A 5,182-nucleotide genomic window follows, 5' to 3' on the forward strand; every position below is an offset into this window, starting at 1 on the left:
CTGGAAGATCGTCCACGTCCACGAGTCCGTGCCGTTCCTGATGGACGGCAGCTTCAAGGCCGCCCTCGACCTCAAGCCCTGACCCGCAACCGTCACGACAGGAGACACGCTCATGACCGACGCCCAACAAGAGATGCCCGCCCTGCCGCCCGTTTCCGGCGGCATCGTGCCCTACCTGCAGGCGAGCAACGCCGGCCAGGTGGCTGACTTCTACGTCAAGGCCTTCGGGGCCCAGGATCTGTACCGCATGCCGCCGGACGAGCAGGGCCGGACCATGCACATCCATTTGCTGATCAACGGCAATTCGCTGATGCTCAGCGACGCCTATCCCGAGCACGGCTATCCGGTGGAAAAGCCCGGCGCCTTCACCCTGCACCTGCAGGTCGACGACGTGGACAAGTGGTTCGAGCGGGCGACCGCGGCCGGCTGCGAGACCACCTTGCCGGTGCAGCTGATGTTCTGGGGCGACCGCTACGGCCAGCTCAAGGACCCGTACGGCTTCTCGTGRTCGATCGCCACGACGCCCAAGGCGTAGAGTGCGGCAAGGGAGGCGAGCCCGGCGGGCTCGCTTCACCACAATAGGGAGGGGACACCATGCTCAAGATCATCGCTATCGTCATCGGCGTCGCGATCGTCGCCCTGCTGGGCTTCGCGGCGACCAAGCCCAACCATTTCCGCGTCGCCCGTTCGACCGTTATCAACGCGCCGCCGGAAAAGATCTACGCCCTGCTGGACGACTTCCACGCCTGGGGCGCCTGGTCGCCCTACGAGAAGCTGGATCCGGCCATGAACCGCACCTATGGCGGACCGGCCCGGGGTCTCGGCGCGACCTACGCTTGGAGCGGCAACGGCAAGGCCGGGGCAGGGCGCATGGAGATCGTCGAGGCCGCCGCCCCGTCGAAGCTGGTCACCAGCCTGGACTTCACCAAGCCGTTCGAGGCCCACAACAAGGCGATCTTCACTCTGGTCCCCGAGGGCGCGGCCACCCGGGTCACCTGGGCCATGGAGGGGCCGTCGCCGTTCCTGTTCAAGGTGATGGACGTGATCTTCAACATGGACCGGATGGCCGGCAAGGACTTCGAGGCCGGTCTGGCCAGCCTGAAGGCGGAAGCCGAGAAGTAGGTCCGGACGCGGCTGGGGACGGGCGCATGCGCCTGTCCTCAAACCCAGGCACGATCTAGCAGTCGAGGAACTTCACGTCCGAGGCGGCGCGGCGCATGTCGCTGGCGCTGAACAGACTGGACAGGCCCAGCAGGGCCGGGCGGCCGGACATGCGGAACACCGGCAGGTCGGCCAGGTAGTAGCTCATCCGCCCCTTGGCCCGGTAACGACGCGCGAAGGCCTCCAGGTCCAGCAGGTCGCCGATCGCCTCCAGCAGGGGGCTGTTGAGGAACACTCCGCCCCGGGCGGCGAACAGCAGCGCCATGTCGCCGGCGAAGCCGCCCAGCAGGGCGCTGAAGATCGATATCGCCTCGCGGGCCTGGGCGTCGCCGGCCCGCGCGCGCTCTATGATAACGTTGTCATTTTCGGGCGCGAGAAGGGGGTCTCCGTCGCCGACCAGCGCGCAGTGGATATCTCCCAGGCCTTCCTTGGACAGCAGGCGCTCGGCCGAAACGTCGCCGCGCCGGGCGCGGACGGCCGAGAAGATCGGCGCCTCGCGGGCCTCGACCGGGCAGAAGTCCATGTGGCCGCCCTCGCTGGGCACGGCCAGCCAGCCGTCGCCGCGCAGCGGGGCCAGGCCCGCCACGCCCAGGCCGATGTCGGGACCGAGCACGGCGATGGCCGCGCTACGGGCGGCCTTGCCGGGATGGATCACGCCCAGCTCGGCCTCGGCGACCTTGGGCGCGCCCAGGGCGCAGGCAGTGAAGTCGTTGACGAGATAGACCCTGGGCGTGCGAAGGACATGGCGCAGCCAGGTGAGGGAAACGCTCATGCCCGTGCTGGTGACGATCACCGTCCCGTCGATCTCGGGGCCCGCGGCGCTGACCGCCGCCCCCACCAGTTCGTCCGGACCCAGTTCGGCCAGGATGGACTTGAGGCCGGTCTCCAGTTCCAGCGAGGTGGAGCCGGGCAGAACGCGATGTTCGCCGGGCGCGTCGCCGGGGCGGGCCAAGGCGACGATCAGGTCGCGACCGTTCACGTCGGCCAACAGCGCTACGCCGTGGGTCATCGGGCAGTCCTTTTCGTTTCCTCGATCGGGCCGGTCTTCGCCGGCTGAGAGTCACCATAGTGTAAGCCGGTTACCGGCCAAATAATGACGTTCTTCAAACTCTTTGAGGCATTTCGCGGGGATAACCGCGCCCAGCGACGTGGTCAGCGGCAAATAAACCTTTCCGCTGCACCGCCGATTAACGCCGCCGCGCGTTGGTACGGGTATGTCGAAGTTTGGTTCTGACGGGGCTCCCGACCGGCGCGCCGGCGCGCGTACCACGATGCAACATCCCGGGAAGGTGCTGTGCGGCGCCTTCGCGTGGGACTGCGTCGTGCGCGATCAATCCGACACCGGCCTGCGCATCCAGATGCTGTCCAGCGCCACGCCGCCCAGCAATGTGCAGCTGGTCGATCTGGTCAGCGGTTACGCTCACGAGGTTAAGGTGGTCTGGCAGAAGGACCGGGAATTCGGCCTCAAGACCCTTCGCAGCCACGACCTGCGAGGCTTGGCGCCGGCCTCGCTGCAGACTGCCAAGCGCATCTGGCAGGCCAGTCAGCGCCGGGTTTCGGCCAGCTAGCCGATCCGCCCGGAAACCCAGCGGTCCAGAAACGATCAGGCCCCGGCGAGGGGGATCGCCGGGGCCCGAACGGACTAGCTGTCGTCGCCGGATCAGGCGGCGTTTTCGACCCGGGCGGCTTCTTCAGCCATGGCGCGAACCAGGTCGAGCACCTGACGACGCACGCGGCCGCGACCGATCTTCGGGAACACCTCGGCCAGTTCCAGACCCTCGGGGGTGGTCAGGAATTCCTGGACGATGCGCTCGGCTTGTTGGCCGACTTCGTCGCCGTCGGAGCCGTCCATCRGGTCGGCCAGGCCGTCGAAGAAGAACGACACCGGGACCTGCAGGGTCTTGGCGATCTCATACAGCTTTGAGGCGCTGACGCGGTTGGCGCCACGCTCGTACTTCTGCACTTGCTGGAAGGTCAGGCCCAGCGAGTCGGCCAATTGCTCCTGGCTGACGCCCAGCAGCTTGCGACGCATCCGGACGCGGCCACCGACATGCAGATCAACGGGATTCGGGCGCCGGCCCTCGGTTTCTTCGCTCAAGTTTCGCCTCCAAAGGTTGTCCAATCACAATGCCACGTCCAACACGTTCATGGAACGACGTACCGGCAAAGCGCGGCGTTAGGTCGCTGAGGTTTAGCTTATTAACCCCAAGCTTGCGCTAACGCACGGACGTACACGCCTAGATCGAGGCGATTTCCAGGCAAAATTGTTTCGGCGCCGCTGCAAGGCCTAGGCGTTGAGTCGCTCCGGGAGCGGAACGTCTTGGCGCCCGGCCCAGGTTCGGCGAGCCGCGCTGGACGTGTCGTTGAGCCGGTACAGGGTTTCGGCGGTCAGAGCCTCGTCCCGGAGCGAACCGGGAGCGTACTGCGGAACCTGGGCGCGCCTTACCTGCCGTTGAACCTCGGCCAGCCCGCCGAAGGCGCGCAGGTCCAGCGCGTCGACGTGGTAGCCGGCCGGACCCGCGATCCCGAGCGACTCGCGCAGGCGATCCACCAGCGCCGCGGACACGGCCAGCTCCACCCCGGCCGCCACCCCCAGCGCATAGGGACGCGGCACGCCCACCAGCCTGGCGTCGATCGGCGCGTTCAGGGCGCTGGGGTACAGCGCCATGTCGATCACCCCGACGATGCGCCGCACGCCGTTCACCAGGGCTAGCTCTATCGCCGCCGTCCAGATGGCGGCGACGTGCGAGGGGTCGTGATGGTCGGTCGTCGTGAACAGGCCCGTCGCTTCCCAGACGTCGGGGCCCGTCTTGGGCGCCTCGCCGGGGGCGATCAGATCCGCGAACCGCTCCATCAGCCGGCAGCGCTGCTGGGTCGGGTCCAGCCTCAGCGCCCCCTCCAGCCGCATCCCGTCGTCGAGCGCCAGCAGATGGACGGTCCCGGCCTCGTCACGGTCGTCGTCCTCGAGGACGATCAGGTCGATCCAGCTATCCTTGACCGCCAGCCGCGCCCGGCGCTGGGCGCGCATCGCCGTCAGCTGGGGCGCGTAGAGGGCCCGGTTCTCCGACGTGACGATGTGGATCATGGCCGTCCCCTGGATTGGAGGGGGATTAGGCGACGGCCCGGCCTCGCGCGCGATAGGCCGAACGGCCTATGGCCTTGCCAGGGCGCGCCGCCGGGCGGAACATCGGGCCATGGCCACGCACGATCAAACTGAACGCTATCGCACCTTCGCCGCGTTCTACCCGTTCTACCTTACCGAACACGTCAACCGCACCAGCCGGCGGCTGCATGTGGTCGGCACGACACTGGTCATCGCCGCCCTGGTCTGCGGCGCCTTGCTCGACTGGCGGTTCTTCGTCGCCGCGCCGGTGATCGGCTACGGCTTCGCCTGGGTCGGGCACTTCGTGTTCGAGAAGAACCGGCCGGCCACGTTCAAGTACCCGCTCTACAGCCTGGCGGGCGATTTCCGGCTGTGGTTCGAGGTGGTGACGGGCAAGCGGCCGTTTTAGCGTTTGGGCTGAGTTTCTCTTCGCTTTTGCGATATTGCATCGCAGCAAAACCCGGTTCATGATCGTTGGTAATTAAGAACGATAAGAACGATCGGGAGCGCAGGATGTCAGGCAAGCCGTATCAGCACGCGCCGGATGCGCCGTGGATTTTCCGGACCTATGCCGGCCATTCCACGGCCGAGAAGTCCAACACGCTGTACCGGGCCAACCTGGCCAAGGGCCAGACCGGCCTTTCCGTCGCCTTCGACCTGCCCACCCAGACCGGCTACGACGCCGACCACATCCTGGCGCGCGGCGAGGTCGGCAAGGTGGGCGTGCCGATCAGCCATCTGGGCGACATGCGCCAGCTGTTCGACCAGATCCCGTTGGAGCAATCCAACACCTCGATGACCATCAACGCCCCGGCCGCCTGGCTGCTGGCGATGTACGTGGCGCTGGGCGACGAGCAGGGGGCCGACCGCAAGCTGTTGCAGGGCACCACCCAGAACGACCTGATCAAGGAATACCTG

Annotated in this window: 8 protein-coding genes; 5 read left to right on the forward strand and 3 right to left on the reverse strand. The window is 67.1% G+C overall.

Going from position 1 to position 5,182, the window contains the following annotated elements:
• Window positions 1–112: 112 nt before the first annotated feature.
• Window positions 113–535: a VOC family protein gene (locus AC1DZ6_RS18520; RefSeq protein ID WP_477098610.1), complete on the forward strand. Its 423-nt coding sequence runs from the start codon at window positions 113–115 to the stop codon at window positions 533–535.
• A 59-nt stretch (window positions 536–594) separates the two neighbouring features.
• The gene (locus tag AC1DZ6_RS18525; RefSeq protein ID WP_477098611.1) at window positions 595–1,122 is read left to right on the forward strand and encodes an SRPBCC family protein; all 528 of its coding nucleotides are present in this window, start codon (window positions 595–597) and stop codon (window positions 1,120–1,122) included.
• Window positions 1,123–1,177: 55 nt separating this feature from the next.
• Here AC1DZ6_RS18525 and AC1DZ6_RS18530 read toward each other — a convergent pair whose 3' ends face one another.
• On the reverse strand, window positions 1,178–2,170 hold the full coding sequence (locus AC1DZ6_RS18530; RefSeq protein ID WP_477098612.1) for a glucokinase: 993 nt from the start codon (window positions 2,168–2,170) through the stop codon (window positions 1,178–1,180).
• A 205-nt stretch (window positions 2,171–2,375) separates the two neighbouring features.
• Here AC1DZ6_RS18530 and AC1DZ6_RS18535 point away from each other — a divergent pair, with 205 nt between their 5' ends.
• Window positions 2,376–2,729, forward strand: coding sequence for a PilZ domain-containing protein (locus AC1DZ6_RS18535; RefSeq protein WP_477098613.1), 354 nt, complete (start codon window positions 2,376–2,378; stop codon window positions 2,727–2,729).
• Between the two features lie 92 nt (window positions 2,730–2,821).
• On the opposite strand, the gene AC1DZ6_RS18540 is transcribed toward AC1DZ6_RS18535, so the two are convergent.
• A complete protein-coding gene (locus AC1DZ6_RS18540) occupies window positions 2,822–3,259 on the reverse strand; it encodes a helix-turn-helix domain-containing protein (RefSeq protein ID WP_477098614.1) in 438 nt (145 codons plus the stop codon).
• A gap of 189 nt (window positions 3,260–3,448) precedes the next feature.
• On the reverse strand, window positions 3,449–4,246 hold the full coding sequence (locus tag AC1DZ6_RS18545; protein ID WP_477098615.1) for a GNAT family protein: 798 nt from the start codon (window positions 4,244–4,246) through the stop codon (window positions 3,449–3,451).
• A gap of 109 nt (window positions 4,247–4,355) precedes the next feature.
• Between AC1DZ6_RS18545 and AC1DZ6_RS18550 the strand changes: the two genes are divergently transcribed.
• Entirely contained in the window at window positions 4,356–4,673 is a 318-nt protein-coding gene (locus AC1DZ6_RS18550) for an Mpo1-like protein (RefSeq protein WP_477098616.1), read from the forward strand.
• A 104-nt stretch (window positions 4,674–4,777) separates the two neighbouring features.
• Window positions 4,778–5,182 (forward strand): methylmalonyl-CoA mutase family protein (locus tag AC1DZ6_RS18555; RefSeq protein WP_477098617.1); only part of this gene is annotated, 405 nt, incomplete at its 3' end.

It is taken from the genome of Caulobacter sp. P1_B12_2, assembly GCF_056406675.1.

Excerpts from the sequence above, each read along its gene's own strand:
- AC1DZ6_RS18525 (WP_477098611.1), top strand. The coding sequence starts at position 595 with ATGCTCAAGATCATCGCTATCGTCATCGGCGTCGCGATCGTCGCCCTG.
- AC1DZ6_RS18530 (WP_477098612.1), bottom strand. The coding sequence starts at position 2,170 with ATGACCCACGGCGTAGCGCTGTTGGCCGACGTGAACGGTCGCGACCTG.
- AC1DZ6_RS18535 (WP_477098613.1), top strand. The coding sequence starts at position 2,376 with ATGTCGAAGTTTGGTTCTGACGGGGCTCCCGACCGGCGCGCCGGCGCG.
- AC1DZ6_RS18545 (WP_477098615.1), bottom strand. The coding sequence starts at position 4,246 with ATGATCCACATCGTCACGTCGGAGAACCGGGCCCTCTACGCGCCCCAG.
- AC1DZ6_RS18550 (WP_477098616.1), top strand. The coding sequence starts at position 4,356 with ATGGCCACGCACGATCAAACTGAACGCTATCGCACCTTCGCCGCGTTC.